Raw genomic sequence first — 25,402 nt, forward strand, 5'->3', positions numbered from 1 at the left:
CTTATCGTCTCTCTCGGGCCGGCCGTCGTTTCCGCGCCGGACCACCCAGGCCAAGCCAGCTTAGGCCCCGCGCAACCGGTCCGGGGCCACGCAGGGCGAGAGCCTCGCGCGCTCCCGGCTCCTGTTTGGCGAAGGAGAGCAGCATGCCGAGGGCGGCCAGGGTCGGCAGGAGGGCCGACCCTCCGTAGGACACCAGGGGCAACGGGATGCCGGTGATGGGCAGCACCCCGATGACCGCCCCGATGTTCACGATCGCCTGCCCTGCGATCCAGGCGACGGCGGAGGCGGAGGCCAGGCGGACGAAGGGGTCCTTGACCCTGGTCGCCACCCGCAGGCCCGCGTAGCCGAGCAGGCCGAACAGGGCGATCACCACCAGGGTGCCCATCAGGCCGAGCTCCTCACCGAGGATGGAGAAGATGAAGTCGCTCTCCGCGTGCGGGAGCCTGCCCCACTTCGCCCTGCTCGATCCGAGTCCCAGCCCGAACCAGCCGCCGCTGCCGATCGCGATCTGCCCCTGGACGGCCTGGTAGCCGGTCGTCTGGGCGTTGGCCCACGGGTTGAGCCAGCCCTCGATGCGGTCGGAGCGGTAGCCCTCTGTGCTGATCATGATGATGGTCGCGAGCATGGCGACCGCCAGGACGCCGCCGAACAGCCGCAGCGGGGCTCCTACCACCCACAGCAGCGACAGGAAGATCAGCAGCAGCACCAGCGTGGTGCCGAGGTCGCGTCCCAGCATGACCATGACGGCAACGATCACGGTGCCCGGCATCAGCGGGATGAACAGGTTGCGCCACTCGATCAGCCCGCCCCGCGCCTTGCGGGCCAGCAGGTCGGCGCCCCACAGCAGCAGCCCGAGCTTGGCGGGCTCCGAGGGCTGCAGGTAGATGGGCCCCAGGTCGATCCAGCGCTGCGCGCCAAGCTGGGAGGTGCCGACGAACAGCACCAGGACCAGCGCGAGCACGGACAGGACCATCAGCGGGTATCCGGCGAGCCTGAAGAACCGCTGGGGCAGCATCGAGCAGATCCACATGAGCGGGATGCCGAGCCCGACGGAGACCGACTGCTTGAAGAACCAGTAGAACGGGTTCCCCTTCTCCTGCAGGGCCTCGATGCTCGACGCGGAGAGCACCATCATCAGGCCCAGGGCCAGCAGCAGCGCGCTGCAGCCGAGGATCAGGTAGTAGGAGGTCAGGGGGCGGTTGAGCAGCTCACGGAAGGCGGCCAGCTGGTCGTGCACCCTCGTGCCCCCGGCCCGCGTCTCAGGCGCCGCCGGCCTGCGGCGCCCGACGCCCTCCTGCGCCGTGGTGCTCACTCGGGCCCGCCGTCACGTCCGTCCGCGAGCCGGTGTACGGCCCGCGCGAACGCCTCCCCCCTCGCTGGATAACCGGCGAACATGTCCAGGGAGGCTCCCGCGGGGGCCAGCAGCACGGTGTCCCCGGGGGCTGCGAGCCTTGCGGCTTCGGTGACGACACGGTCCATGACCCCAGTGTCTTGCCCCGCCACCTCAACCACAGGAACATTCTCGGCGTGTCGCGCCAGAGCCTGACGAATTCGCGCACGGTCGGCGCCGAGCAACACTGCGCCACGCAGGCGTGGGGCGGCCCGCCGTACCAGGTCGTCCACCTCGGCGCCCTTGAGCTGTCCTCCGGCGACCCAGACGATCGACGGGTAGGCGGCCAGGGAGGCCGCGGCGGCGTGCGGGTTTGTCGCCTTCGAGTCGTCAACGTAGTCGACCTCGCCCACCCTGGCGACGTGCGCGATCCGGTGCGGGTCGGGGACGAAGTCGAGCAGGCCACGCCGTACGGCCTCCGCGGGCACCCCGTAGGACCTGGCCAGCGCCGCGGCGGCCAGGGCGTTGGCCACGTTGTGCGGCGCGAAGGGCCTGACGTCGGACAGGGAGGCGAGCTCCTCGGCCTCGCGGACCGGGTCGGCCACGAAGGCCCGGTCGACGAGCAGGTCCTCGACTACCCCGACCTGCCCGGGCCCCGGCACCCCGAGGGTGAACCCGACCGCCCGCCCTTCTTCGAGGTACGGCAGCGCCAGCCGGGTCGGCCACTCGTCGTCGGCGTTGTAGACGACAGTCCCCGCCCTGACGAAGATCTCCCCCTTGACCCTGGCGTACTCCTCAAGGGAGCCGTGCCAGTCGATGTGGTCGGGGGCGACGTTGAGCAGGGCCGCGGCGTGCGGGGCTATGCCCGGCGAGCGGTGCAGCTGGAAGCTGGACAGCTCGACGGCCAGCACGTCCCAGGGGCCGGTGACCGCCTCGACGACGGGGGTGCCGACGTTGCCGACGGCCAGCGCCCTGTGCCCCGCGGCGTTCAGCATCGAGGTGAGCATCCGGACCGCGGTGGTCTTGCCGTTGGTCCCGGTCAGCGCCAGCCACGGCGCGGCGCCCTCGGGACGCAGCCGCCAGGCCAGCTCGACCTCGCTGACGACCTCGACCTCCGCCCGCGCCGCGGCGCGCATCAGCGGGTGGCTCGGCGGCCAGCCGGTGGTGACCACCAGGCCGGTGCCGTCGGGCAGCTCCTCGACGGAGGCGCCGAGGCGGACCTCGACGCCCGCCTCGGTCAGCTCGGCGGCGCTCCGCCGGATGCGGTCGCCGTCGCCGCTCTCGACGACGACCACCTTCTCTCCCCTGGCGGCCATGGCACGGGCGGCCGCGGCGCCGGAGACGCCCAGACCGGCGACGCAGATCATCACTGCTTCGGCATCCATTCGACGTAGAACAGTCCGAGCCCGGCCGCGGCGCACAGGGCCGCGATGAGCCAGAAGCGGACCACGATGGTCGTCTCCGCCCAGCCTGACAGCTCGAAGTGGTGCTGCAGTGGCGCCATCCTGAAGACGCGTTTGCCCGTCATCTTGAACGACCCGACCTGGATGATCACCGAGAGGGTGATGACCACGCACATACCGGCCAGGATGATCAGCAGGAGCTGGGTGCGGGTGGTGATGGCCAGGCCCGCGATCACGCCGCCCAGCGCCAGCGACCCGGTGTCGCCCATGAAGATCTTGGCGGGCGGGGCGTTCCACCACAGGAAGCCGAGCAGCGCCCCGAGCACGGCCGCGGCGACCACCGCCAGATCGAGGGGGTCGCGGACCCAGTAGCAGTTGGGGCCGAGCTGGGTGCTGCAGTTGTTGCGCAGTTGCCAGTTGCCGATCAGGACGTAGGAGGCGAGCACGACGCCGGTCGCGCCACTGGCCAGGCCGTCCAGGCCGTCGGTGAGGTTCACCGCGTTCGAGAAGCCCACGATCATGATGAGCACCCAGATCGTGAACCCGACGATGCCGATGGAGGGCCCGAAGTCCCGCAGGAACGACAGGCGGGTGTCGGCCGGGGTGACCAGGTAGGCGTTCGGGAAGCGCGTCACCAGGATCGCGAAGACGGCGCCGACGACGAGCTGGCCCAGGGCCTTGGCACCGCTGCGCAGACCGAGGCTGCGCTGCTTGTAGATCTTGATGAAGTCGTCGAGGAAGCCGACCGCGCCCAGGCCCGTCATCAGGAACAGCACCAGGCTCGCCGAGGGGGTCGGCGGGGTCCCGCTGTAGAGGTGGGCGCAGGCGAAGCCGAGCAGCGCCGCGATCACGATGACGGTGCCGCCCATGGTCGGCGTGCCGCGCTTGTCGTGGTGGCCGGAGGGGCCCTCCTCACGGATGCTCTGGCCGTAGCCCCGCCGGGAGAACAGGCGGATCGCCAGCGGAGTGCCGAACATCGACAGCAGCAGTCCGACCGCCGCCGCGATGAGGATCTCCATCATTGGCGCTCACCCCCGGTCAGGGCCTGCGCGACGCGTTCGAGACCGGTGGCGCGCGGTCCCTTGACCAGCACCACGTCTCCGGGGGCGAGCAGCGCCGCCAGCCCGGCCGCGGCCTCCTCGACGTCGGCCACGTGCACGACCCTCGTCCGGGAGGAGGCTCCCGGTGGCGGCCCCGGTGGCGGTCCCACCTCGGGGGCCTCGCCGGTGGCGGACGCGGCGCCCGCCAGGACCGGGTCGGCGTCGGGGCCGACCACGAACAGGGCCTCCAGGCCCGAGCTCGCGGCCATGTGCCCGACCTCGGCGTTCAGCGCGTCGCCGTCCTCGCCGAGCTCCCGCAGGGCGGCGATGACCGCGAACCTGCGCCTGCCGCCCGCGAGGGCGTCCAGGGCGCCGAAGGCCGCGCGCATGGAGTCGGGGTTGGCGTTGTAGGCGTCGTTGATCACGGTGACGCCGTCCGGCCTGTCGGTGACCGCCATCCGCCAGCGGCTGCGCGGCTCGGCCTCCGACAGCTCCTCGGCGATGACGGCGACCGGCAGGCCGAGCTCGTAGGCGACGGCGGCGGCGGCCAGCGCGTTCTCCACGGCGTGCTCGCCGTACAGGCGCAGGGTGACCGGCGCGACCCCCGAGGGGGTGCGCAGGACGAAGCGGGCGCGGCCCCGCTCGTCGAGGGTCACCTCCTCGGCCCGCACGACCGCCTGCGGCCCCCTGCCGAACCAGGTGACGCGGGCGGCGGTGCGCCCGGCCATCCCGGCGACCAGCGGGTCGTCGGCGTTCAGTACGGCCACGCCGTCCGGGGGCAGTGCCTCGACCAGCTCGCCCTTGGCCTGCGCGATCGCCTCCTTGCCGCCGAAGACGCCCAGGTGGGCGGTTCCGACGTTGAGGACGACGCCGATCTTCGGCGGCGCGATGCGGGCGAGGTCGGCGATGTGGCCCGCGTGCCTGGCACTGAGTTCGAGCACCAGGTAACGCGTGTCCTCGTCGGCCCGCATGACGGTCAGGGGGTGGCCGATCTCGTTGTTGAACGACTCGACGGGGGCGATCGTCGGGCCCAGCCTGGCGGCGAGCCTGGCCAGCAGGTCCTTGGTCGTGGTCTTGCCCGCGGAGCCGGTCACCCCGATGACCGTAGCCTGCGGCAGTTCGGCGGCCACGGCGGTGGCCAGCGCGGCGAGGGCCGCCAGGACGTCGCCGACGACGACCGCGGGGGCGTCCACGGGCCTGGAGGCCAGGACCGCGACGGCTCCCGCCTCGACGGCCCCGGCGGCGAAGTCGTGCCCGTCCGACCGCGTGCCCTTGATGGCCACGAACAGCGACCCCGGCTCCACGGCTCGGGAGTCGATGACGACCGGGCCGCGCACGACGGCACGGGGATCGGCCATGCCGGCGAGGGCTCCCGAGGTGATCTCGGCGATCCTGGCCAGCGGCAACGGGATCATGATGAGTCTTCCCTACTCTCCATACGTGCTTGTGTGCTGGGGCCGGTCGCCTCGCCTGGCGATCGCGTCGGCGACGACCTGCCTGTCGTCGAACGGGAGCACCCGGTCCCCGACGTACTGGCCCTGTTCGTGCCCCTTGCCCGCCACGACGACGACGTCGCCGTGGCCCGCCCTCGCGACGGCGAGGTCGACGGCGGCGGCACGGTCCGGCTCAATGATCACATGTGCGCGTTCGTCCTGGGGCACGGCGAGGACCCCGTCCAGCATCTCGGCGAGGATCCGCAGCGGGTCCTCCGAGCGTGGATTGTCACTGGTGAGGACGGCCACGTCCGCGAGCCTGGCCGCGGCCTCCCCCATCATGGGGCGTTTCCCCTTGTCACGGTCGCCGCCACAGCCGAGCACCACGGTCAGCCTGCCCTCGGTGACCGCGCGCAGGGCGTTCAGCACCGACTCGACGGCGCCGGGTTTGTGCGAGTAGTCGACGACCACCTGGAAGCCGTCGCCGCCCGGCACCCGTTCCATCCGGCCGGGCACCCCGGCCAGCGTCGCGACGCCCGCGACCGCGACGCGCAGCGGCACCCCGGCCTCGACGAGGGAGACGATCGCGCCCAGCGCGTTGGCGACGTTGAACGGGCCCGGCAGGGCCACGCTCGCCTCCTCCTCGACGCCTCCCGGACCCGCCACGCGGAAGGAGCTGCCCTCGGCGCCCAGGCGGACCTCGACGGCCCGCCAGTCGGCCTCGGCCGCGCCCGTCGCCGAGAAGGTGGTCATCGGGATCTTGCCGATGCCGAGGAGCTCACGCCCGTGGGCGTCGTCGAGGTTGACGACGCCCATCCGGCTCATCTCCGGGGTGAAGAGCCTGGCCTTCGCCGAGAAGTAGTCGTCGAGGTCGCGGTGGAAGTCGAGGTGGTCCTGCGACAGGTTCGTGAACAGCGCGACGTCGTAGAAGACCCCGTCGACGCGGCCCAGCGCCAGGGCGTGGCTGGAGACCTCCATCGCCGCGGCCGTCACGCCCTGCTCCCGCATGAGGGCGAGCAGCCCCTGCAGGTCGCTCGCCTCCGGCGTGGTGAGCTTCGGGGTGACGCGCAGGTCGCCCGCGTGGATCTCGACGCCGCCGATCAGGCCCGTACGGTGCCCGGCGGCCCGCAGCCCGGCCTCCAGCATGAAGGCGATCGTCGACTTGCCGCTGGTCCCGGTGACGCCGATGAGCATCACGGCCTCGGCGGGCCTGCCGTACACCCAGGCGGCGACCTTGCCGAGCACGGCGCGCGGGTCGGGCACGACGAGGACCGGCAGGCCGGTCGCGACGGCGGCCGCACGCCCCGCCGGGTCGGTCAGGACCGCGCAGGCCCCCGCCGCCAGGGCTTGGGCGGAGAAGTCGGCGCCGTGGGAGGTGCTTCCCGGCAGGGCGACGTAGAGATCGCCGCGCCGGACCTGGCGCGAGTCGATGGTGACCCCGGAGATCGGGGCCAGCGGCGCCCGTGACGTGCCCGAGGGCGCGCCGAGCAGGCTCGCCAGTCCCGAGAGCGGGCGGGGTGAATTGTTCGAAGGTCGCATGGACGACGGGGAACGCACGGCGAGAGCGTACCTTCCCTCCTCATTCCCCGGCGCGTATCCGCACCGCGGGCGGCCGGGTTCCGGTTGGCGGGATCTTCTTGCTCTTCAACGCGAACGTCATCACTTTCTTGAAGACGGGAGCGGCGATCTCCCCACCGTAGTATCCCCGGTGGGGGTCCTGGACCACCGCGAGGACGACCAGGCGGGGCTTGTCCGCGGGGGCGAAGCCAACGAATGTCGCAGTGTATCCGCAGTAGCCCTGGCACCTGGCGTCGTAGCGCATCGCGGTGCCGGTCTTGCCCGCCACGCGGTAGCCGTCGATGGCGGCGAGGTTGCCGGTGCCCTCCGCGCTCACGGCGGCCTCCAGCATGTTCGAGATCTGCGTCGCGGTGTTCTGCCCGATCACGCGGGTCCGCGCCGCAGGCGCCGAGGGGGTGAAGTCGCCCTCCCCGTTGGTCGTCCCCGCCACGATCTGCGGGGTGACGCGCACGCCGCCGTTGGCGATGGTCTGGTAGACGCTCGCGGTCTGCAGCGCGGTCACCGAGACACCCTGGCCGTAGGCGACCGTGCAGCGCTGGCTGCCCGACCACTTGCGCCAGTCGGGCAGCAGCCCCGCCTCCTCGCCCGGCAGCCCGGTGCCCGGCTTGGCACCGAAGCCGAAGCGCTGCAGCATCTCGTAGAGCTTCTGGTCGCCGACCTTCTGCGCCGCCAGGATCGTGCCGACGTTGCTCGACGTCGCCACGACGCCGGAGAAGGTCAGCCGCTCGACCGGGTGCGGGTGGGAGTCCCTGAGCACCTGGTCGGCGCAGCGGATGTTGTCCCTGACCGAGAAGACGCTGTCGGGACTGACCGCCCCCGACTCCAGGGCGGCCGCGGCCGTGATGACCTTGTTGGTGCTGCCCGGCTCGAACACGTCCGTCACCGAGCGGTTGACCCAGTCCTCGGGGGCGGTCTTCTGCCAGTTCTTCAGGTCGAGCTCGGGCGCGTTGGCCATGGCGAGCACGTGCCCGCTCTGGACGTCCAGGACGATGGCGCTGCCGGTGCGCGCACCGACGGCCTTGACCTGGTCGGTGATGGCCTTCTGCGTGGCCCACTGGATGTCGCGGTTGATGGTCAGGCGCACGCTTCCGCCGTTGACCGGTGTCTGCAGCGTGTTGCCGGTCATCGGGATGCGCTGTCCCTCGATGCCCGTCTCGACGAGCTGCTCCCCGTCGCGGCCCGCGAGCAGCTTGTTGTAGGTGCTCTCCAGGCCGCTCAGGCCGCTGCCGTCGGCGCCGACGAAGCCCAGCAGGGTGCCCGCGAGGTTGCCGCCGGGGTAGTCGCGCCGGTAGCGGTGCTTGCTGCCGACACCCTTGAAGTCGCGGTCCATGATCCGCTGGGCGATGACGGGATCGACCGCCGCCGCCACCTGCTGGTAGCGGCCGCCCGCGGCGAACTTGGCCATGATCTGCTCTTTGGGCACGCCCAGCTCCGTGGCCAGGGCCGTGGCCACCCGGTCACGCTGCTGCGGGGTGGTCACCACGCCGGGATCGACGAAGATCTCGCGCGCCTCAAGGGTCAGCGCGAGTTCGTGGCCGTTGACGTCGGTGATCGCCCCGCGCCGCGCGGGCAGCTTCTCCGGCCTGATCCGTTGCTCTGCCGCCTTGGCCGCGTAGACCTTGGAGTCGAGTCCCTGGAGCTGGATCAGCCGCCCGGCGAAGATGGACAGCACGAAGGTCATCCCGATCAGGCCGATGCTGATGCGCCGCCCGGGATTGCCCAGGCGCAGTACGGCGGGCGGCCTGGACGGCGGCCCCGGACGGAACCTGCCGGGCTCACCCGTCCCGGTGCCGGGCCGGACCTCCCGCAGCATCTGGGCGAAGGGCGCGTGCCACGGGTTCCTGGGGCCTCGCGGCGCGCCAGGTCCGCGCCGGGTGGGGTTCCCCTGCGAGGGGCCGGACGCCGGCGCCTGGCGGGGCCGTCCCCGGGGAGGCGGGGCCTCGGCCCGTGATCCGGTCGTCCTCGGTCCCGTCGGCCTGCCGGTGTTCCGTGTGGAGCCGTCCTGGGAGGCTCCCTGACGGGGACGGCCCGACTGCCCGCCACCCCTGCCGGTCGTCCGTTCCTGGCGCGGCCTGCCCGTCCCCTGGGACCCGGCGCCCGTCCCCTGGGAGCTCCCCTTGGAGCCGCCCTGCCTGCCCTGGGCGCCCGAGCCACTCTGCTTCCCTGCGCCACCCGGCTTGCCCGAGCCGCCCTGCTTGCCTGAACCGCCCTGCCTGCCCGAGGTGCCCGGTTTGCCGGACGTGCCCTCCGGGCGTGCCTGCCTGCCCGAGCCGCCGCCCTGGGCCGCCTGCCTGCCCGGCCGTGCCGTACCGCCCGATCTGCCGCCCGCGCCGTCCTGGCGTGGCCTGCCCGCGCCGTCGCGGCCCGAGCCCTGCTGCCTGCCGTCCCCGCCCTGTCCCTCGGGACGCCGGGGACGGCCAGGCTCGCCGGACCCGTCCTGGCGGGAGGGGCGGCCCGTGCCGTCCTGGCCCGGGGGTCTTCCGGTACGGCTCGGCCCGCCCGGACCCCTGCGGCCCGGGTTTCCGGCGGGTCCGCCGCCCGAGCCGCCCCTTCCGGGGCCCGGGCCCCGTCCGCCGGCGTCCCTCACCGGCCCGTGCCCGGCGCTCGCTCCTGCCCCGTGGGCCTCTCGTCACTCCCGGTGGTGCCCGTGGAGGCACCGTCCTGGGCCGTTCCCGCGGCGGGACGGTCGGGGACCATGACGTTCGGGTTGTCCCAGTCGGGCGCAAGCCCCTGCTTCTCGACGTTGCCCGCCAGCCACTCCGGGGTGTCCATGAGGGCGTTCTGGTGCTTGAGCGACTCCTTCTTCTGACGGAGCTCGTTGTTGCCGTTGCGCAGCTCGTTGGCCCTGAAGGAGTCCTGGTTGAGGATCGTGTTCAGCACCAGGAGGCTGACCAGACCGCCACAGAGCAGGCCGACGACGAGCAGCACGAACGGCGTGCGCGGCGCCTTGCGCCCACGGGACGCCGACGCGGAGGCCGCGGCGGGCCTGGCCGCCCCGGCCGCTCCCGCGGCGGGAACGTTCCTGGCCGGGCGCGTCCTGCGCACCTGGGGTGTCGTGCGGGGCCGTCCGCCGCGAACCGGCGTGCTGCGGACGTCTTGCTCACTCCTCGTCAACTGCCTCACGGATCCTCTCTGCCGCCCGGCACCGGGCGGAGGCCGCCCGCGGGTTGCGGGCGATCTCCTCTTCGCTCGGGAGCTCGGCTCCCCTTGTCAGGAGGGCGAACCTCGGCTGGTGAGCCGGCAGCGGGACGGGCAGCCCGGGGGGGCCCGTCTCCTTGGTTCGCGCCGCGAGGACCCGCTTGGTCAGCCGGTCCTCAAGGGAGTGGTAGGCGAGCACGACCACGCGCCCGCCGAGCGTCAGCGCGTCGAGCGCCGCGGGGAGGGCGCGTTCCAGTGCCGTCAACTCCCCGTTCACCTCGATCCGCAACGCTTGGAAAGTCCTTTTGGCCGGGTTGCCCCCGGTTCGTCGAGTGGCGGCGGGGATGGCCTCACGGACAATCTCCGCAAGCCGCTTAGTCGACGTTATGGCCTCCTTGGCCCGTTCCTTGCCGATTAGGTGCGCGACACGCGGGGCGAATCGCTCCTCGCCGTAATCCCTGAGGATCCGGATCAGGTCGGGGACCGGGTAGGTGTTGACCACGATCTCCGCGGTCAGCTCCTGCTCCCCGTCCATCCGCATGTCCAGCGGCGCGTCGTAGGAGTAGGCGAAGCCCCGCTCGGCCTCGTCGAGCTGGGGCGAGGAGACGCCCAGGTCGAACAGCACCCCGTTGACCCGGGGGCGCCCGGCCTCGGCCAGCACCTCGGTCAGCTCGTCGGAGACGGCCTTGACCAGCGTGATCCTGTCGGCGTACGGCGCGAGCCTGGCCGTGGAGCGCTCGATGGCGGTCGGGTCCCGGTCGATGCCGACCAGGTGCAGCGCGGGGTGGGCCGCGAGCAGTGCCTCGGCGTGGCCTCCCAGACCGAGGTTGGCGTCGACCACGACGGGAGCGGGCCCGGAGAGCGCGGGTGCGAGGAGCTCAAGGACCCGGTCGAGCATCACGGGAACATGGCCACCCCGGCCCTGGGAATCTCTCTTGTCGTCTTCGGCGCGCATGAAGCGCCAACCCCCTCTCGCCGCGTCTCCCGCGGCGGACGCTCACCGGTGTCTTTCTCCTGGCTCCCACCCCCGGGGGCCGTCCGGCCAGGTCCCCATCCGCCCCCGCGTTCCGCCGCCACCTGACACCGGGGAAGGTGCATCAGCTGGCGGACATGTGGTTGCGGGTGGAGACCTCGCCGAACGACGTTTTCACCGATGAGTCGACCGTGCAGTCACAGAATCCCTGGCAGCACCTCCTCCGACAGATCGGAGAAGGCCTGCTCCTGGTCGGCCAGGTACTTGTCCCAGGCCTGGGCGTCCCAGATCTCCAGCCGGGTGTTGGCGCCGATCACGGCGCAGTCACGGCTGAGTCCGGCGTACTCGCGCAGGGCCTGTGGGACGGTGACCCGGCCCTGTTTGTCGGCGACCTCGTCGGAGGCGCTCGCGAAGAAGACACGGCTGTAGTCGCGGACCGCCTTGGCGGTCACCGGCGCTGTGCGCAGAGCCTCGGTGATGCGCTGGAACTCCTCTACGGGGAAAACGTAGAGGCAGCGCTCCTGGCCTTTGGTGATCACCAGACCCTCCGCCAGCTCCTCACGGTACTTCGCCGGCAGGAACAGCCGTCCCTTGTCATCGAGGCGCGGGTAATGAGTGCCGAGGAACACCGGCCTCACCTCCCGTGCCTAGCGGAGCACCTGGCGCTGTGGCCCCTGCCCTCCACTGCGCACCACCATACTCCACTTCTCCCCACCGTCAACTGATTCCGTGGCTCTTAGCGAGGGGTTTCGCCGTTATTTCCCCAGCTCAGAACAGGTGGGGCGGAGTGGAGGGGGTAAGGCGCCCCCCGCTATGTCACGGGCGTGTCGGGAAGGTAAGCGATAGCCGGACAATCGAGGAATGAACCAATCGACGGCGGCGCGGGAGGAAAGTGGAGCGCGCGACCGTCGGAAGGCCTTGCCCCACGGCCCGTCACGAGATCCGGACACACCCTCCACATGAACGGAACGCTCAGCTCACACACTGTGGCTGTCCATCCAGAAACAGCCCTAATACCCACATAGAGTCGCTCTGGAACCTCGGGCGTCGTAGTGTCGGTACGCACAATGGAAAAGGGCCTATAAAGTCCCCCAAATACCAACCCCCGGCGTGAAACCGCCGCAGCTTCATGGAGGCCTGGTGGCAGTAACCCATGACATCTCCCCCCGGCTCGATGATCTGGTCGTCACGGCGCACCGCATCCGCCAGGCGATCGAGTCGGTGATCGAGGGCAAGGGGGACGCCGTCCGCCTGACCTTGACCGTTCTTCTGGCGGAGGGGCACCTGCTCATCGAGGACGTGCCCGGTGTCGGCAAGACCATGCTCGCCAAGGCCCTGGCCCGCTCCATCGACTGCCCGGTCCGCCGTATCCAGTTCACTCCCGACCTGCTGCCGAGCGACATCACCGGGGTCAGCGCCTACAACCAGCAGACCAGGGAGTTCGAGTTCAAGCCCGGCCCGGTCTTCGCCAGCATCGTGGTCGGCGACGAGATCAACCGCGCCTCGCCGAAGACCCAGTCCGCGCTGCTGGAGTGCATGGAGGAGCACCAGGTCACCGTGGACGGCGCGACCTACGCGCTGGAGAGCCCCTTCATGGTGATCGCGACGCAGAACCCCATCGAGATGGAGGGCACCTATCCCCTCCCCGAGGCGCAGCGCGACCGCTTCACCGCCAGGATCGCGATGGGCTACCCCGAGGCGAGCGCCGAGTTGGAGATGCTCGACGTGCACGGGGCGGCCTCACCGCTGGACAAGCTGGAGCCGGTCGCCACGACCGCGGAGGTGCGGACCCTCATCGAGGCGGTGCGCGCGGTCTACGTCTCACAGCCGATCAAGAAGTACGCCGTCGACCTGGTGACCGCGACCCGGCAGAGCCCCGAGCTGCGCCTGGGCGCCTCGCCGCGATCGACCCTGCAGTTGGTCAGGGCGGCCAGGGCGCACGCCGCGCTGGCCGGGCGCGACTACGTCATCCCCGACGACCTGCAGGACCTGTGCGTGCCGGTGCTGGCCCACCGGCTGCTGCCCAGCGTCGAGGCCCAGGGCCAGCGGCGCATGCCGGAACAGGTGGTGGCAGACCTGGTCCGCCGGGTGCCCGTGCCCGAGGTCCAGACGAAGTGACCTCGGGCCTCAGAGCGCTCACCGCCCGCGGCTGGTCCTTCCTCGCCTCCGGCACCGCGGCGCTGCTGTGCGCCTTCTTTCTCGGCGAGCACGACCTGCTCAGGATCGGGGTGCTGATCATCTCGCTGCCGCTGCTCGCGGCGATGGTGGTCAGCCGTACCCGCTACCGGCTGAGCTGCGCGCGCCGTCTGGACCCGCCCCGGGTCCCGGTCGGCGGCGAGGCCACCGTGACGCTGCGCCTTGAGAACGTCACCAGGCTGCCGACCGGCCTGCTGATGATCGAGGACACCGTCCCCTACGCCCTGGGCGCCCGCCCCAGGTTCGTCCTGGACCGGGTCGAGGCGCTGGGGGTCCGCGAGATCGACTACCGGGTCAGGTCCGACCTGCGCGGCCGCTTCGGCATCGGCCCGCTCACGGTGCGGATCACCGACCCGTTCGGTCTGGTCGAGCTGACGAGGTCCTTCACCATCAGCGACACGCTCGTGGTGACGCCCCAGGTCGTGGCGCTGCCCCGGGTCCGTCTCTCCGGGGAGCTGGCCGGCGGGGGCGAGAGCCGTACCAGGAGTGTGGCGGCGGCGGGTGACGACGACGTCGCGCCGCGCGAGTACCGGCAGGGCGACGACCTGCGGCGGGTGCACTGGCGCTCGACCGCGAGGTACGGCGAGCTGATGGTGCGGCGCGAGGAGCAGCAGTGGCAGAGCAGGGGCGCGCTGCTGCTGGACACCCGCAGGTACGCCCACCGGGGTGAGGGGCCCCGTTCCTCCTTCGAGGTCGCGGTCTCGGCGGCGGCCTCCATCGGCGTCCACCTGGCCCACGAGGGGCTCGGCCTGCGCCTGGTGACCGACCAGGGCGCGGAACGGCTCCCGGAGACCGGATTGAGCTGGGCGCTGCTCGACACCCTCGCCGAGATGCGCACCAGCTCGGCCCGCTCCCTGGAGTACGGCACGGCCGCCCTGCGGCAGGGCGGCGGCGAGGGCCTGATCGTCGCCGTGCTCGGCGCGCTCGACGTCGAGCAGGCCCAGGCGCTGGCCAGGATCAGGCACGGCAACATGACCGGGGTGGCCGTGACGCTGGACATCGCGGGCTGGGACCGGCCCGAGTCGGGCGAGGACGAGGGTCAGCTGGCGGCCCAGGCGGTGCTGGCCGGGGCGGGGTGGCGCGTCGTGCCGCTGCCCTCAAGCACGACGATCGCGAACGTGTGGCCGAAGGCCGCCCAGGGCGGGCGGTTCGCATTCAGTGGGGGCGGCTCATGAGACTTCCGATCGCGGCGGGCGCGGCGACCATGGCGGTCACCATCGCGCTGTATCCCCTCTTCCAGGGCGGCGCCTGGTTCTGGGCGAGCCTGGGGGCCGTGGCCGTGGTGACGGCGGTCGGCGTGCCCGTCAGCCGCTACAGTCTGCCTCCCTGGCTGGCACCGCTCGGCCAGGCCGTGGCGATCTGGATCTACCTGACCGCCGTCTTCTCCCCGGAGAAGGCGTGGGCCAGGGTGGTCCCGACCAGGGAGTCGGCCGTGGGACTGGCCAAGATGCTGGTCACCGGCTTCGCCGACATCCAGCGCTTCGCGGCGCCCGTGCCCGCCAAGCCCGCCATCACCCTGCTGACCTGCGCGGGCGTCGCGCTGATCGCCATCGTGGTGGACGTGCTCGCCTCCCGGACGCGCAGGGCGGCGCTGTGCGGGCTGCCGCTGCTGGCGCTGTTCACGGTCCCCGCGGCGGTGGCCACCGAGCCGATCAGCTGGCCCGCGTTCATCCTCGCGGCCGTCGGCTATCTCGGGCTGCTGGTCGCCGACGGCAGGGAGCGAGTAGGCCACTGGGGCAGGGCGGTGCTGGTGCGCCGCTCCTCGGTGACGTCGCGGGCGGTCGCCGACGTCGGCCCCCTGCGCCTGTCGGGCAAGCGCATCGGGCTCACCGCGGTCGTGCTCGCGATCCTGCTGCCCGCGCTGCTGCCCACGCTCGAACCCTCCCCGCTGTTCGGCTTCGGTGTCGGCAACGGCAGGGGGAAGGGCACCAACTCGATCAGCATCTCGAACCCGATCGTCAGCCTGCGGGGCGAACTCTCGCTGCCGAACAACTCCGAGGTGCTCAGCTACACCACGACGGACAACCTTCCGCGCTACCTGCGGATGTACGCGCTGGACATCTTCGACGGCCAGCAGTGGACGATGACGGGGTCGAGCGGCCTGCCCGAGGACCGGATCTCGCAGGAGCCGCTGCCCCCGCCGCCCGGCCAGAGCCGTCAGGTGCCCGCCGTGACGGTGACGACGAAGATCACGGTGAGCCCCGCCATCAGGGGCATGGAGTTCCTGCCGCTGCCGTACCCGCCGAGCCGCGTCCAGGTCGAGGGCGACTGGCGCCCCGACCGCGACACCCTGATGGTCTTCTCGACCGAGGACACCGCGGGAGGGCTGACCTACACGGTCGTCAGCGACGAGCCCAAGCCGACCGCCGAGGCGCTGAGGTCGGCCGCTGCGGCGCCCAGGGAGATCGCCGAACGCTACCTGCAGTTGCCCAGGGACCTGCCCAGGGAGGTCAGGGACCTGGCGGTGCGCGAGACCGCGGGTGAGACGAACCCCTACGAGCGGGCGATCAAGCTCCAGGAGTTCTTCACCAGCAAGGGCGGCTTCACCTACACCCTGGCCGCCCAGGGGCACGACGAGCAGGCGCTGACGGACTTCCTGATCCGCAACAGGGCTGGATACTGCGAGCAGTTCGCGGCCTCGATGGCGGTGCTGGCCAGGGTGCTCGGCATCCCCGCCAGGGTCGCCGTCGGCTACACCGGGGGCGCCAAACTCGGTGAGCGCTGGCAGGTGCGCACGCACGACTCCCACGCCTGGCCCGAGCTCTACTTCGAGGGGACGGGCTGGCTGCGCTTCGAGCCGACCCCCGCCGGCCTCACCGGACAGGGCAGCGCCACGGTCCCCGCCTACAGCCGCGCGCGGGCCGCGGACGCGCCCGACGACCAGCCCTCCGCCGCTCCGGCGACCGGTTCGGACTCCTCCGACCCGGCCAGCGGGTCGGCGAGCAACCCCCGCAACCGCAGGCCCGACCTCGAGTACGGCGGCAGCGGGCCCATCGTGGTCGAGGAGGGCACGCCCCTGGCGGCCAGGATCGGTCTCGGCGTGGTGGCCGCGGCGCTGGTCGCGCTGATCCCGGCGATGCTCCGCTGGCAGCTGCGCGCCCGCCGCCGCAGGGTCTCCTCCCGCGCGGCCCGGCCCGCCGTCGTCGTGGCGGAGGCGCCGGGCGCCGTCACGGTCAGGACGAGCCTGTGGCACCAGGCGACGACGGCCACCTGGGCGGAGCTCTGCGACACCCTGTACGACCACGGCGTCTCACGCGGCCCGAGCGAGAGCCCCAGGGCGCTGGCCGTACGGCTGGCGGCGCAGCACGGGTTCGACGCGCCGGCCGAGGAGGCCGTAACGCGGATCGCCACCTCCGCCGAGCGGATGCTCTTCGCCAGGACCCCCGGCGAGAACGGCCCCACGCGTGAGGACCTCCGGGTGGTACGGCGGGCACTGGCGGCCTCCGTGCCCCGGGGCAGGAGGATCCGCGCCGTGCTGCTGCCGCCCTCGACGCTCGCCAGGGCGCGGGCCGTCGGCACCGGGCTGCTGGACGTCTTCGACCGGCTGGAGAACCTCCGCCTCACCGGCAGGAAGGCCTGACCCGTCCGCCCGCGCCTCGGGGGATCCGTGGCGCGGGCACGGCCTGACCGGGGCTCCTGGCGGGGGCTCCGGTCGGGGGCGTGGTTGGACCGGACGGGGCGAGGACTCTGTCTCTCAGGGACCGCGCCGTCTTCTGGACCGTCTCACCGGGGCCGTGGGGGCTCAGCGCTCGTCGTGGCGACGGCGCCAGCGCTCCTCCATCCGCTCCATGAAACTCGGCCGGGGACCGCCTCTGCGACCCGGCCTGCCCGCCTGGCGGGAGGGCCCGGCCCCGGCGGTCTCGCCGAAGCCGTTCATACGCTTCCAACTGGACAGACCCCACAGACACGCGGCGAGCATGACCACGAAACCGCCGACTCCGAGCGGGATGTAGTTCACGACGCCGACCATCAACAGGACGACACCCAGGACGAAGCCGATGGAGGCCTTCACCAGGCGGCGCTTGTAGTGGCTGCGTGGATCACTGATCCTTACGGTATTGGCCCACTTCGGGTCCTCGGCGTAGAGGGCCTGCTCGATCTGGTCGAGCAAGCGCTGCTCGTGCTCAGAGAGCGGCACGGCGCCTCCCAAGGACAGCCCCAGTACGGGGAAGACGGTGACGGACGACACGGGGTGTCCGAACCTCGCGGTCGGTTATCCCCAGAATACGAGGCTGTAGACGTAGACGAAAGAAAACGTCCAACGTAGTCCAAACCGGAGGCGGTGTCATAGATCTATTTCACCAAACGACGGGCGAACAAGCGACGCCGGGAGCACCGCATCGGGACCGAACCTGCGGGCCGCCCTGTCCATCGCCTGCTCGGCCTCCCGCCAGCCCGTCTCACGCTCTCCCAGGCCGAGTTGCCTGGTCATCCCGGCCGCGGGGACGAGGTTCTCCACCCGCACCCCGACCAGGCGCAGCCGTACCCCCTCAAGGCCCGCCGCGCCGTACAGGTCGCGGGCCGTGGAGTAGAGCACCTGGGCGACGTCGGTCGGCTCCCTGAGGGTGCGGGACCTGGAGATGGTGCTGAAGTCGGCCCTGCGGAGCTTGACGCTGACCGTCCTGCCCGCGTGGCCCCCCTGCCTGAGCCTGGCCGCGACCCGCTCGGACAGCCGCAGCAGCTCCCGGTGGATCCGCTCGGGGTCGTTGACGTCTGTGGCGAATGTCTCCTCGGCGCCGATGCTCTTGTCGGGGGTGTGCGGGGTCACCCTGCGCTCGTCACGGCCCCAGGCGAGCGCGGCCAGGTGTGCTCCGACGGCCTGGCCGAGCTCGTGCTGGAGCGTCTCGACGGGGATCCTGGCGAGGTCACCGACCGTCCTGACCCCCAGGCGCGCCAGGGACTGCTCGGTGCGCTCCCCGACCCCCCACAGCGCCGCGATGGGCAGCGGGTGCAGGAAGGCGACGACCTGGTCGGCGGGGACGACCATCAGGCCGTCCGGCTTGCAGTGCTGTGAGGCGAGCTTGGCCACGAACTTGCTGTTGGCCACCCCGACGGAGCAGGTGATCTCGTGCTCACGGGCGACCCGCTCGCGGATCATGGCGGCGATCACGGCGGGCGGGCCGAGTCTCCTGCGTGCCCCGGCGACGTCCAGGAAGGCCTCGTCGGAGGCGATCGGCTCGACCTCGGGGGTGAAGGTTCGGAAGATCTCCATCACGCCCCTGGAGACCTCGGAGTACTTTCCCCGGCTCGGCGGGATGATCACGGCCCGGGGGCACAGCCGTCTGGCGCGGGTCATGGGCATGGCCGAGTGCACCCCGAACCGCCTGGCCTCGTAGGTGGCGCTGAGCACCACCCCGCGCGGGCCGGGGGCGCCGACGATGACGGGCAGGCCGCGCAGCTCGGGACGCTCACGCAGCTCGACGCTGGCGTAGAAGGCGTCCATGTCGACGTGGAGGATCGGACAGCCGGTGTCGTCCATGCCCAGCGCGGAGACCGGACGGGGCACCTGCTGTTTCCTCGACACGAGGCCATTGTACGAGACGCATGGGAACACACGTTCGGCGAAAGGCTCACTTTCTGCCGAGGACGTGGAGCTGGGTGGCGATGTCCCTGAGCACGGGGTGGGCGGCGGCTGCCTGTTCGAGGGCGACCAGGGCACGCGCGGCCCCCGGCTCCCCGTCGAGCAGGCGGCTGGGCACCAGGTCGGCGAAGATCCGCACCCCGTGGACCTCGCCGGGGGTGAACCCGGCGGCGGACAGGAGCATGGCCAGGGCCTCGCGGGTGAAACGCCGCGGCGTGGGGTCGCGCTCGCCCCAGCGGCCCTCGGGGTCGTCCAGGACCTGCAGGGCCTCGTCGAAACGGCCCGCGATGGAGCGGTGCAGCGCGGCGGCGAGCGGGTTGGCGGCCAGCACGCTGATGGCGCCCCCCTCGCGCAGCAGGCCCGCGATGGCGCTCAGCGCGCCCGCGGGGTCCTCCACGTACTCCAGGACGCTGTGGCAGAGCACCAGGTCCGCCCCGTCGGTGGGGAGGATCTCCTTCAGGTCGGCGGCGTCCCCCTGCAGGGCGCGCACCCCGACCCCGGCCTCGGCGGCCCTGCGTTCGAGGGCGGCCAGCGAGTCGGGACTGGGATCGACGACGGTGACGGCGTGCCCGAGCCCGGCCAGCGGTACGGCGAAGCCGCCCGTGCCCCCTCCGGCGTCGACGATGTCGAGCCGATCCCTGCCGGTCGCGGTCACCCGGTCGGCGAGCACTGCCCGCAGCACGTCCCACACGACGGCGGTGCGAACCGCCGGGGTGGCTGACGGGCGTGAGATGCCTACGGCGCGCAACTTCAGATCGCCTCCTCTTTCGCGGTACGAGCCCCAGCCTACGCCGGGCCGTACCCGGTGCCGTCCGGGAGGAACCGATCCCGGCACGGGCGGGCGCGCGTGGTTCAGGAAGGCGTTATTCAAGCAAACAGATCAGGAAAAATCCGTATAAGCCCACCCGCGGAGAGTCTCCACGGGTGGGCCTGGAACGTCCCTAGAGCGCCAGGGAGGGCTTGAGCTGCTTGAAGCGGGCCATCAGGCCGTTGACGAACTGCGGGGACTCGTCGGTCGACAGCTCAGAGGCCAGCCCGACCCACTCGCTGATCACGACGCCCTCGGGCACGTCGGGCATCCACAGCAGTTCGTAGGTGCCGCCGCGCAGGAGGTTGCGGTCAACCGCGGGCATGCGGTCGAGCGTCCATCCCTCGGCGTAGGTGGTGATCAGCTCGTCGATGCGCGCGCGGTGCCTGCACACGCCCTCGACGATGGTCGTGGTGTACTCGTTGACGGGCGGCTCCGCCCTTTCGAGACGCTCGGCCAGGACGGCGAGCGGGTCCTGGCTGCGCGCCTCGGCCTCAAAGAGGATGTCCAGCGCGCGCCTGCGCGCCTTACCCCGTGCCGACATCAGGCGCGGCCGAGGTATTCGCCGGTGCGGGTGTCGACCTTGACCTTCTCGCCGGTCGTGATGAACAGCGGCACCTTGATCTCGGCGCCGGTCTCCAGCTTGGCGGGCTTGGTGCCACCGGTGGAGCGGTCGCCCTGCAGACCGGGCTCGGTCTCGGCGATGATCAGGTCGACGGCCGCGGGAAGCTCGATGTAGAGCACGTTGCCCTCGTTGACCGCGACGGTGGCGAGCATGTTCTCCAGCAGGTAGTTGGCGGTCTCGCCGACGGCCTCGCGGGAGACGTTGAGCATGTCGTAGGTCTCGGTGTCCATGAAGACGAACTCGTCGCCGTCCATGTAGGAGAACTGCATCTCGCGCTTGTCGACGTTGGCCACCTCGACCTTGACGCCCGCGTTGAAGGTCCTGTCGACGACCTTGCCCGACCGGATGTTCTTCAGCTTGGTGCGGACGAACGCACCGCCCTTACCAGGCTTGACGTGCTGGAACTCCACAACGGTCCAGAGCTCACCGCCGTCGAGCTTGAGCACCAGGCCGTTTTTGAGGTCGTTCGTCGTCGCCACTAGTTTCTCCTGCGTACGGCCGCTCTTATAGGACAAGCAGCTCTTTGGTCGTCCGTGTGAGAAGCTCCGGTCCGTCATCACGCGTCACGAGCGTGTCCTCGATGCGGACGCCGCCCATACCCGGCAGGTAGACACCAGGCTCGACGGTGACCGGAACTCGATCCTCTAGTCTAGCGTGCTCGGCATCGCTGTCTGGCTTCGGCGGAGCCAGGAACGGCACCTCGTGGATCTCCAGTCCGACCCCGTGTCCCAGGCCGTGCCCGAAGCAGTCGCCGTGCCCGGCCGCGGTGATCAGGTCGCGCGCCGCGGCGTCCACCTCGTGGGTGAGCGCGCCTGGCCGTACGGCGTGGCGGCCGGCCCGCTGGGCGGCCCTGACCAGGTCGTAGAGCTCCCGCTGCCAGGCGGCGGGCTCCCCGATCGCCACCGTCCTGGTCATGTCGGCGTGGTAGCCGCCGTACAGCGCCCCGAAGTCCATGGTCACGAGGTCTCCCCCGCGCAGGGGGCGGTCCGTTGGCGAGTGGTGCGGGATCGAACCGTTCGGGCCGGAGGCGACGATCGAGTCGAAGGCGGGCTTGTCGGCGCCGAGCTCGATCATCCGGGTCTCCAGCGCCCTGGCGACCTCCCGCTCCGTAATGCCGGGCCGCAGCCTGGGCAGCACCTCGGCGAAGGCCTGGTCGGTGAGCGCGCACGCGGTGCGGATGAGGTCGATCTCCTCCTCGTCCTTGACCCTGCGCACCGACTCGACAAGCCCGCTCACCCTGGGCAGGTCCCCGCCGAGGCGGAAGTAGTCGGCCACGGACATGTGGTGCGCCTCGACGGCGGTCCTGCCCGTGGAGCGCGCGGCCAGGCTCGCCGCGACGTCGCGTTCCTGGAGCACCTCGACGTCCGAGCACAGGCGCCTCGCGGTCTCGGTGTAGCGGGAGTCGGTGGCCAGCGTGGCCGTGCCGTCCGCCGTGACCAGCACCGCGGCGTTCGAGCTGGCCAGGCCGGTCAGGTAGCGCACGTTCACGTCCCGGGTGACCAGGACGGCGTCCACCTCGTGGGCGGGCAGCAGTGCCGCGAGACGCTCACGGCGCAGGGCGTGGGTGGAGGTCATGCTTCGCATGCTATTGACCCCGTCCGCCCGTGTCTCCACCCCGGGCGGTGGCGGGTCCGGGAAGGGACCCGCCACCGCCGGGCGTCAGGCGGGAGCGGGGGCTCCCCCGGTGACCAGCGGCCTGGTGGACACGTCGTCCAGGGGGACGGGCGGGGCGTTCAGCACCGCCTCGTCGAGACGGCCCTCCGAGCGGGCGACGAGCACCGGCACCACGATCTGCCCCGCCACGTTCGTCGCGGTGCGGATCATGTCGAGGATCGGGTCGATGGCCAGGAGCAGGCCGACGCCCTCAAGGGGCAGACCGAGCGTGCTCAGGGTGAGGGTGAGCATCACGATCGCGCCGGTCAGGCCCGCGGTCGCGGCGGAGCCGACCACGGAGACGAACGCGATCAGCAGGTACTGGCCGAGGCCGAGCGGCACGTCGTACACCTGGGCCACGAAGATCGCGGCCAGGGCGGGATAGATCGCGGCGCAGCCGTCCATCTTGGTGGTCGCCCCGAAGGGCACCGCGAAGGAGGCGTAGTCGCGGTCGACGCCCAGGCGCTCGACGGTGACCCGCTGGGTCAGCGGCAGGGTCCCGATCGAGGAGCGGGAGACGAAGGCCAGCTCGATCGCGGGCCAGGCGTTGCGGTAGAAGGTGAGCGGGCTGACCTTGCCGACGAGGGCGAGCAGCGCCGGGTAGCTCACCAGCAGCACCAGCAGGCAGCCGATGTAGACGCCCGCGCCGAGCTTGGCCAGCGGGGCGAGCAGGTCCCAGCCGTAGGCGGCCACGGACTTGCCGATCAGGCCCGCGGTGCCGATCGGGGCCAGCCTGATGACCCACCACAGGGCTTTCTGCACCAGTTCGAGCACCGAGCGGCTGAGCGTGAGGAACGGCTCGGCCGCCTCGCCGACCGCCAGGGCCGCCGCGCCGAGGACGACCCCGATGAAGACGATCTGCAGGACGTTGAGCTCGGTGAAGGCGGTGACGAGGTTGGTGGGGATGATCCCGGTCACGAAGTCGAGCCAGGTTCCCGCGCCTTCGAGGTCGGGTGCCTTGGCCCCCGCCGTGGAGATCGTGACGCCCTCGCCGGGGTTGATGACCAGGCCGAGGCCGAGTCCGATGGCCACCGCGATCAGCGAGGTGACCAGGAACCACAGCAGGGTCTTGCCGGCGAGCCTGGCGGCCCCGCCGACGTTGCGCAGGTTGGCGACGCTGACCACGACGGCGGTGAGGACCAGCGGCGGGACGGCGAGTTTGAGGAGTTGGACGAAGATCCTGCCGATCTCGGTCAGGGTCGTGGTGAGCCAGGCGATCTCGCCCGCGCGGGCGAGGAACCCGAGGGCGGCGCCGATCACCAGACCGAGCAGCAGCTGCAGGGAGAAGGAGATTTTCTTCATGAACGCGACTCCGGCGTGAGAACGTGCCCGCGCGGGGCGGGAGGGGAGCGGGAAATGCGTTCAGTGACAGAGCTGGCCGTTCAGGCGGCACAGGTCGATGTACGGCCGCCCGACGAGCAGGGGGGTCACCGGGGAGAACCTCACAGGGCGTGAAACCACCTATTCTGGTAGGAAATTTCGCCTCCAACTGTGATCCATATCATGTTCTCCCCGGGCAGAGAAGGCCCGGCCAGGCTCAGGAGGCCAGTTCCCTGATCTTCTCGACGAGCCGGACGCGCTCGGCATGGGTACGGCCCAGTGGGGTGACGTTGACGGTCGTGACGCCGGAGTCGCGCATCGCCTGCAGACGGTCACGCACGTGTCCCTCGGGCCCGATCAGCGAGACCGCCTCAAGCAGTTGCCTGGGGACCAGCGCCGCCGCCTCGTCCTTCTTGCCCGCGAGGTAGAGGTCCTGAATCTCCTCGGCCTCCTTCTCGTAGCCGTAGCGGCGGGCCAGGTCGTTGTAGAAGTTCCTGCCCCTGGCCCCCATGCCGCCGATGTAGAGGGCCGCGACGGGACGGCCGAGGTCGACCAGGCCGGAGACGTCGTCGCCGATGGCCAGCGGGGCCTGGGCGATGACGTCGAGGGCGCCCAGGGAGGGGTCACGCCTGGCCGTGCCCGAGGCCAGGGAGGGGCCCCAGACCTCCGCGGCCTTCTCCGGCATGTAGAAGATCGGCTCCCAGCCCTCGGCCAGCTCGGCGCACAGCTCGACGTTCTTGGGGCCGATGGCGGCGATCACGATGGGGACGCGCTCGCGGACGGGGTGGTTGATGAGCTTGAGGGCCTTGCCCAGGCCGGTCCCCCGCTCCCCGGGCAGCGGCAGGGTGTAGTGCCTGCCCTCGTACTCCAGGCGCTCGCGCCGCCACACCTGCCTGCAGATCTCCACGACCTCCCGGGTCCTGCCCAGCGGCGCGGTGTACGGCACGCCGTGGAAGCCCTCGATCACCTGGGGCCCGGAGGCGCCGAGGCCCAGGGTGAAGCGGCCCCCCGAGACGTAGTCCATGCCAGCGGCGGTCATGGCCAGCAGGGCGGGCGTGCGCGAGTAGATGGGCAGGATGCCGGAGGCGATCTCCAGCCGCTCGGTCCTGGCCGCGATGTAGCCCATCTGGCTGACCGCGTCGAAGCTGTAGGCCTCGGCGACGAAGACGATGTCCAGCCCGGCCCTCTCGTAGTCGGCCAGCTCGTCCACGGTCTCCTTGAAGCCCTCCGAGTAGCTCAGGGCCATACCGATACGCATCGTCAGGATCGTCCTTCCCGCGCCACAGGAACCGAATGTTATTCCGTTCTCTCTGCGCAGAAGGCTATCGACTCCCTCCGGTCCGCTCCAAGCCCCGCACCGCCCGTACGGGGCCGGTAGCGTACGGATCTCGGGTGCGGGAAGCCCACAAGCACGGACGGGGAGCGGTGTGCTGAGGCGGTCGATCATGGTGGTCGCGGGGGTGCTGGCCCTCGTTCTCGGCGGCCACGGGCTCCTGCCCGACCTCGGCGGGTTCACCCCGGTGCTGGAGAGCCTGCTGCCCTGGCTCGGCGTCACCGTGCCGTTCCTGCTGGCCGCCGCCCTGTTCACCCGGTCGTGGCCGGTGGTCGTCGCGGCGCTGCTGCCCGCGACCGTCTGGGGGGTCATGTTCGGCCCCACGCTGCTGCGCTCCCCGCCCGGCGGCCCGAGCGACGTCTCGGTCGCCACGATCAACGTGGGGGCGACCAACGGCGACTCGGCGCAGGCCGTACGGAACGTCTCCGGCGGGCGGGACCTGGTCGCCGTGCAGGAGCTGACCGAGGGCGGCCCAGCGGCCAAGGAGCTCGACGCCCGCTTCCCGCACCGCTACCAGGTGAACACGGTCGGCCTGTGGAGCAGGTTCCCGATCCGGCAGGCCCGCAGGGTGGACATCGGCCTCGGCTGGGCCAGGGCGCTGCGGGCGGTCGTCGAGACGCCGAAGGGCAAACTGACCGTCTACGTGATGCACCTGGCCTCGGCCCGTCCCGGCCAGACCAGCCAGCGGGACGAGACCCTCACCCAGGCGGGCAAACTCGTCGAGCGTGACCGCAGCGAGCACCTGCTGCTGCTCGGCGACCTCAACACGGCCACGACCGACCGCAAGCGCTCCGGCCTGGTGCCGCCGCTGCTGGACGCCCAGCAGGAGGCCGGGTCCGGCTTCGGCTTCACCTGGCCCGCGTCCTTCCCGGTGACCAGGCCCGACCACATCCTCTACCGGGGCCTCACCGCGACCACCGCGGGCGTCGAGGCGGCGGCGGGCAGCGACCACCGCGCCGCCGTCGCCTCCTTCCGCCTGGCGCCCTCCTGA

At 71.6% G+C, this 25,402-nt stretch carries 21 protein-coding genes; 4 read left to right on the forward strand and 17 right to left on the reverse strand.

The window, feature by feature from the left end:
- Position 1: 1 nt before the first annotated feature.
- The 9 genes from ftsW to mraZ all read right to left on the reverse strand — a co-directional run bounded on the left by ftsW (position 2) and on the right by mraZ (position 11,524).
- Positions 2 to 1,312 carry a putative lipid II flippase FtsW gene (ftsW, locus tag FHS44_RS14345; protein ID WP_312863656.1) on the reverse strand — a complete coding sequence of 437 codons (1,311 nt, stop codon included), beginning with the start codon at positions 1,310 to 1,312 and terminating at the stop codon, positions 2 to 4.
- Positions 1,309 to 2,715 (reverse strand): UDP-N-acetylmuramoyl-L-alanine--D-glutamate ligase, encoded by a 1,407-nt coding sequence (murD, locus tag FHS44_RS14350; protein ID WP_184714496.1) that lies wholly within the window; start codon positions 2,713 to 2,715, stop codon positions 1,309 to 1,311. Before murD ends, ftsW begins: the two co-directional genes overlap by 4 nt.
- Entirely contained in the window at positions 2,697 to 3,755 is a 1,059-nt protein-coding gene (gene mraY / locus FHS44_RS14355; RefSeq protein WP_184714498.1) for a phospho-N-acetylmuramoyl-pentapeptide-transferase, read from the reverse strand. The genes murD and mraY overlap by 19 nt, the downstream gene beginning before the upstream one ends.
- Complete coding sequence (locus tag FHS44_RS14360) at positions 3,752 to 5,188, reverse strand: UDP-N-acetylmuramoyl-tripeptide--D-alanyl-D-alanine ligase (protein WP_184714500.1); 1,437 nt, start codon at positions 5,186 to 5,188, stop codon at positions 3,752 to 3,754. The genes mraY and FHS44_RS14360 overlap by 4 nt, the downstream gene beginning before the upstream one ends.
- Before the next feature lie 12 nt (positions 5,189 to 5,200).
- Positions 5,201 to 6,745, reverse strand: coding sequence for a UDP-N-acetylmuramoyl-L-alanyl-D-glutamate--2,6-diaminopimelate ligase (locus tag FHS44_RS14365; RefSeq protein ID WP_184715349.1), 1,545 nt, complete (start codon positions 6,743 to 6,745; stop codon positions 5,201 to 5,203).
- Between the two features lie 40 nt (positions 6,746 to 6,785).
- Complete coding sequence (locus FHS44_RS42825; protein WP_246435563.1) at positions 6,786 to 8,465, reverse strand: peptidoglycan D,D-transpeptidase FtsI family protein; 1,680 nt, start codon at positions 8,463 to 8,465, stop codon at positions 6,786 to 6,788.
- A 902-nt stretch (positions 8,466 to 9,367) separates the two neighbouring features.
- Positions 9,368 to 9,907, reverse strand: a complete 540-nt coding sequence (ftsL, locus tag FHS44_RS14375) for a cell division protein FtsL (protein ID WP_184714502.1) — start codon at positions 9,905 to 9,907, stop codon at positions 9,368 to 9,370.
- Entirely contained in the window at positions 9,885 to 10,877 is a 993-nt protein-coding gene (rsmH, locus tag FHS44_RS14380) for a 16S rRNA (cytosine(1402)-N(4))-methyltransferase RsmH (RefSeq protein WP_184714504.1), read from the reverse strand. The genes ftsL and rsmH overlap by 23 nt, the downstream gene beginning before the upstream one ends.
- A gap of 215 nt (positions 10,878 to 11,092) precedes the next feature.
- The gene (gene mraZ, locus FHS44_RS14385) at positions 11,093 to 11,524 is read right to left on the reverse strand and encodes a division/cell wall cluster transcriptional repressor MraZ (RefSeq protein ID WP_184715353.1); all 432 of its coding nucleotides are present in this window, start codon (positions 11,522 to 11,524) and stop codon (positions 11,093 to 11,095) included.
- A 511-nt stretch (positions 11,525 to 12,035) separates the two neighbouring features.
- On the opposite strand from mraZ, the gene FHS44_RS14390 reads away from it, so the two are divergent.
- The 3 genes from FHS44_RS14390 to FHS44_RS14400 are packed head-to-tail and all read left to right on the forward strand — an operon-like array spanning position 12,036 to position 16,671.
- Positions 12,036 to 13,013, forward strand: coding sequence for an AAA family ATPase (locus tag FHS44_RS14390; protein WP_184714506.1), 978 nt, complete (start codon positions 12,036 to 12,038; stop codon positions 13,011 to 13,013).
- Positions 13,010 to 14,266, forward strand: a complete 1,257-nt coding sequence (locus FHS44_RS14395; protein WP_184714508.1) for a DUF58 domain-containing protein — start codon at positions 13,010 to 13,012, stop codon at positions 14,264 to 14,266. Before FHS44_RS14390 ends, FHS44_RS14395 begins: the two co-directional genes overlap by 4 nt.
- Positions 14,263 to 16,671, forward strand: a complete 2,409-nt coding sequence (locus FHS44_RS14400; protein WP_184714510.1) for a transglutaminase TgpA family protein — start codon at positions 14,263 to 14,265, stop codon at positions 16,669 to 16,671. Before FHS44_RS14395 ends, FHS44_RS14400 begins: the two co-directional genes overlap by 4 nt.
- A gap of 162 nt (positions 16,672 to 16,833) precedes the next feature.
- Here FHS44_RS14400 and FHS44_RS14405 read toward each other — a convergent pair whose 3' ends face one another.
- From FHS44_RS14405 to FHS44_RS14440, 8 genes are all read right to left on the reverse strand, one after another.
- Positions 16,834 to 17,229 (reverse strand): SCO2097 family morphological protein, encoded by a 396-nt coding sequence (locus FHS44_RS14405; protein WP_184714527.1) that lies wholly within the window; start codon positions 17,227 to 17,229, stop codon positions 16,834 to 16,836.
- Between the two features lie 147 nt (positions 17,230 to 17,376).
- Complete coding sequence (locus tag FHS44_RS14410; RefSeq protein WP_376771590.1) at positions 17,377 to 18,615, reverse strand: DNA polymerase IV; 1,239 nt, start codon at positions 18,613 to 18,615, stop codon at positions 17,377 to 17,379.
- A 46-nt stretch (positions 18,616 to 18,661) separates the two neighbouring features.
- Positions 18,662 to 19,420 carry a class I SAM-dependent methyltransferase gene (locus FHS44_RS14415; RefSeq protein ID WP_184714529.1) on the reverse strand — a complete coding sequence of 253 codons (759 nt, stop codon included), beginning with the start codon at positions 19,418 to 19,420 and terminating at the stop codon, positions 18,662 to 18,664.
- Positions 19,421 to 19,613: 193 nt separating this feature from the next.
- Positions 19,614 to 20,024 carry a transcription antitermination factor NusB gene (gene nusB, locus FHS44_RS14420; protein WP_184714531.1) on the reverse strand — a complete coding sequence of 137 codons (411 nt, stop codon included), beginning with the start codon at positions 20,022 to 20,024 and terminating at the stop codon, positions 19,614 to 19,616.
- Positions 20,024 to 20,584, reverse strand: a complete 561-nt coding sequence (efp, locus tag FHS44_RS14425) for an elongation factor P (RefSeq protein ID WP_184714533.1) — start codon at positions 20,582 to 20,584, stop codon at positions 20,024 to 20,026. Before efp ends, nusB begins: the two co-directional genes overlap by 1 nt.
- Positions 20,585 to 20,609: 25 nt before the next feature.
- Complete coding sequence (locus tag FHS44_RS14430) at positions 20,610 to 21,680, reverse strand: M24 family metallopeptidase (protein WP_184714535.1); 1,071 nt, start codon at positions 21,678 to 21,680, stop codon at positions 20,610 to 20,612.
- Between the two features lie 84 nt (positions 21,681 to 21,764).
- A complete protein-coding gene (locus FHS44_RS14435; RefSeq protein ID WP_184714537.1) occupies positions 21,765 to 23,060 on the reverse strand; it encodes a dicarboxylate/amino acid:cation symporter in 1,296 nt (431 codons plus the stop codon).
- Positions 23,061 to 23,295: 235 nt separating this feature from the next.
- Positions 23,296 to 24,336, reverse strand: coding sequence for an LLM class F420-dependent oxidoreductase (locus tag FHS44_RS14440; RefSeq protein WP_184714539.1), 1,041 nt, complete (start codon positions 24,334 to 24,336; stop codon positions 23,296 to 23,298).
- Positions 24,337 to 24,505: 169 nt separating this feature from the next.
- Here FHS44_RS14440 and FHS44_RS14445 point away from each other — a divergent pair, with 169 nt between their 5' ends.
- Positions 24,506 to 25,402 carry an endonuclease/exonuclease/phosphatase family protein gene (locus tag FHS44_RS14445; RefSeq protein WP_312863658.1) on the forward strand — a complete coding sequence of 299 codons (897 nt, stop codon included), beginning with the start codon at positions 24,506 to 24,508 and terminating at the stop codon, positions 25,400 to 25,402.

Source organism: Streptosporangium saharense (genome assembly GCF_014203715.1).
GTDB classification, from domain to species: Bacteria; Actinomycetota; Actinomycetes; order Streptosporangiales; family Streptosporangiaceae; genus Streptosporangium; species Streptosporangium saharense.

Excerpts from the sequence above, each read along its gene's own strand:
- murD (WP_184714496.1), bottom strand. The coding sequence starts at position 2,715 with ATGGATGCCGAAGCAGTGATGATCTGCGTCGCCGGTCTGGGCGTCTCC.
- mraY (WP_184714498.1), bottom strand. The coding sequence starts at position 3,755 with ATGATGGAGATCCTCATCGCGGCGGCGGTCGGACTGCTGCTGTCGATG.
- FHS44_RS14360 (WP_184714500.1), bottom strand. The coding sequence starts at position 5,188 with ATGATCCCGTTGCCGCTGGCCAGGATCGCCGAGATCACCTCGGGAGCC.
- FHS44_RS14365 (WP_184715349.1), bottom strand. The coding sequence starts at position 6,745 with ATGCGACCTTCGAACAATTCACCCCGCCCGCTCTCGGGACTGGCGAGC.
- FHS44_RS42825 (WP_246435563.1), bottom strand. The coding sequence starts at position 8,465 with ATGACCTTCGTGCTGTCCATCTTCGCCGGGCGGCTGATCCAGCTCCAG.
- rsmH (WP_184714504.1), bottom strand. The coding sequence starts at position 10,877 with ATGCGCGCCGAAGACGACAAGAGAGATTCCCAGGGCCGGGGTGGCCAT.
- FHS44_RS14400 (WP_184714510.1), top strand. The coding sequence starts at position 14,263 with ATGAGACTTCCGATCGCGGCGGGCGCGGCGACCATGGCGGTCACCATC.
- nusB (WP_184714531.1), bottom strand. The coding sequence starts at position 20,024 with ATGTCGGCACGGGGTAAGGCGCGCAGGCGCGCGCTGGACATCCTCTTT.
- FHS44_RS14430 (WP_184714535.1), bottom strand. The coding sequence starts at position 21,680 with ATGACCTCCACCCACGCCCTGCGCCGTGAGCGTCTCGCGGCACTGCTG.
- FHS44_RS14435 (WP_184714537.1), bottom strand. The coding sequence starts at position 23,060 with ATGAAGAAAATCTCCTTCTCCCTGCAGCTGCTGCTCGGTCTGGTGATC.
- FHS44_RS14440 (WP_184714539.1), bottom strand. The coding sequence starts at position 24,336 with ATGCGTATCGGTATGGCCCTGAGCTACTCGGAGGGCTTCAAGGAGACC.